Source organism: Pseudoalteromonas sp. AWH4_217, assembly GCF_056161105.1.
This window is the reverse complement of sequence record NZ_JBSWYM010000048.1, coordinates 1-1482: the sequence shown is the minus strand read 5'-3', so window position 1 is coordinate 1482 and position 1482 is coordinate 1. Positions and strand designations below refer to the sequence as shown.

Genomic DNA, 1482 nt, shown 5'->3' with positions numbered 1-1482 from the left:
CCCCTAGGGGATTCGAACCCCTGTTACCGCCGTGAAAGGGCGGTGTCCTAGGCCTCTAGACGAAGGGGACACTGAATGTGTCACTAGGACTGGTTATTTAGGCTCTTACCATGCGAGCTTGGTACTTACAAAAAGTAAGTGGCGTCCCCTAGGGGATTCGAACCCCTGTTACCGCCGTGAAAGGGCGGTGTCCTAGGCCTCTAGACGAAGGGGACACAATCATTTAGAAGCAGCATTCGAAGCCAGTTCCAAATATTATATCACTAGGACATTTACGCACTGAATTTGGTGGAGCTAGGCGGGATCGAACCGCCGACCTCTTGCATGCCATGCAAGCGCTCTCCCAGCTGAGCTATAGCCCCTCACCAGCAGCAATGAAACTGTAACGCTGCATCGCTGAGTGCGGGGCGCATTCTATGCATCACAGAAAACAAAGTCAACACCTTTTCTGCAAGTTTTTTCTAACTGCTGCAAAAACACCCCAAGAGGACAGAATATAAGCGAATTAAGCGCTTCAATCAATAGAAGTGCCTGTTTTTGCTTAATTTAAAACCAGCTATTCTCGATTATGCATATCCTTGTACTTGACCTCTCAATATTTTGAACAAGGAGACACAGACTGCTACTCAATTGGACACAGATAAAAGGCCAGAGTATCCATTGGACAACTCATTTCATTTGCAAGCGGATTCTATCTCGAAACAAATGCTTTTAACTTCCCCCTGCCCACCTTCCTGTCTAAAAACAGCACTCAACATCTTCACCACCCCGCCGCTCACTTTACCTGGCGGACAATATATTGCTTAGACATATAATGAAGAGAAATACCTAAAAAACGAACACCTGAACACAAAAGAAGCATACAGATAAAAAATCAGGATTTTGTGTTGACTCCTTTGAAAGGAAACATATAATAGCGCCCCACAACGACACGGCAATGTGTCTTGTGTTTCGAATGTGGGTTGTTAGCTCAGTTGGGAGAGCATCGCCCTTACAAGGCGAGGGTCACTGGTTCAAGTCCAGTACAACCCACCACTAATTTGGTGAACTTGGTCGATGCAGCATCGCGCTCACTCTTACCAAGGCAAGGGTTCTGAATTAAAGTCAGTACAACCCACCATTAATTTGGTGAAAGTTAATATAGACATTCACATTTGAAACAGCGTATTGGGTTGTTAGCTCAGTTGGGAGAGCATCGCCCTTACAAGGCGAGGGTCACTGGTTCAAGTCCAGTACAACCCACCATAATTTGGTAAACTTGGTCGATGCAGCATCGCGCTCATTCTTACCAAGGCAAGGGTTCTGAATTAAAGTCAGTACAACCCACCATAATCTTCTTGTTTAAAAAGAAGGAAAAATTATGGCTCAATACGCAAAAGTCAGAATAGTTATGGGTTGTTAGCTCAGTTGGGAGAGCATCGCCCTTACAAGGCGAGGGTCACTGGTTCAAGTCCAGTACAACCCACCATTAATTTGGTGAAC

General features: G+C 45.5%; 5 tRNA genes. 3 read left to right on the top strand and 2 right to left on the bottom strand.

Going from position 1 to position 1482, the window contains the following annotated elements:
* Positions 1 to 139: 139 nt before the first annotated feature.
* Both ACXAH1_RS24590 and ACXAH1_RS24585 read right to left on the bottom strand, forming a co-directional pair.
* Positions 140 to 215: transfer RNA gene (locus ACXAH1_RS24590), tRNA-Glu, on the bottom strand.
* A gap of 71 nt (positions 216 to 286) precedes the next feature.
* A tRNA-Ala gene (locus ACXAH1_RS24585) sits at positions 287 to 362 on the bottom strand.
* Positions 363 to 959: 597 nt separating this feature from the next.
* Here ACXAH1_RS24585 and ACXAH1_RS24580 point away from each other — a divergent pair.
* From ACXAH1_RS24580 to ACXAH1_RS24570, 3 genes are all read left to right on the top strand, one after another.
* Positions 960 to 1035: transfer RNA gene (locus ACXAH1_RS24580), tRNA-Val, on the top strand.
* 134 nt (positions 1036 to 1169) lie between these two features.
* Positions 1170 to 1245: transfer RNA gene (locus ACXAH1_RS24575), tRNA-Val, on the top strand.
* 147 nt (positions 1246 to 1392) lie between these two features.
* Positions 1393 to 1468, top strand: a tRNA-Val gene (locus ACXAH1_RS24570).
* The last annotated feature ends 14 nt before the right edge of the window (positions 1469 to 1482 follow it).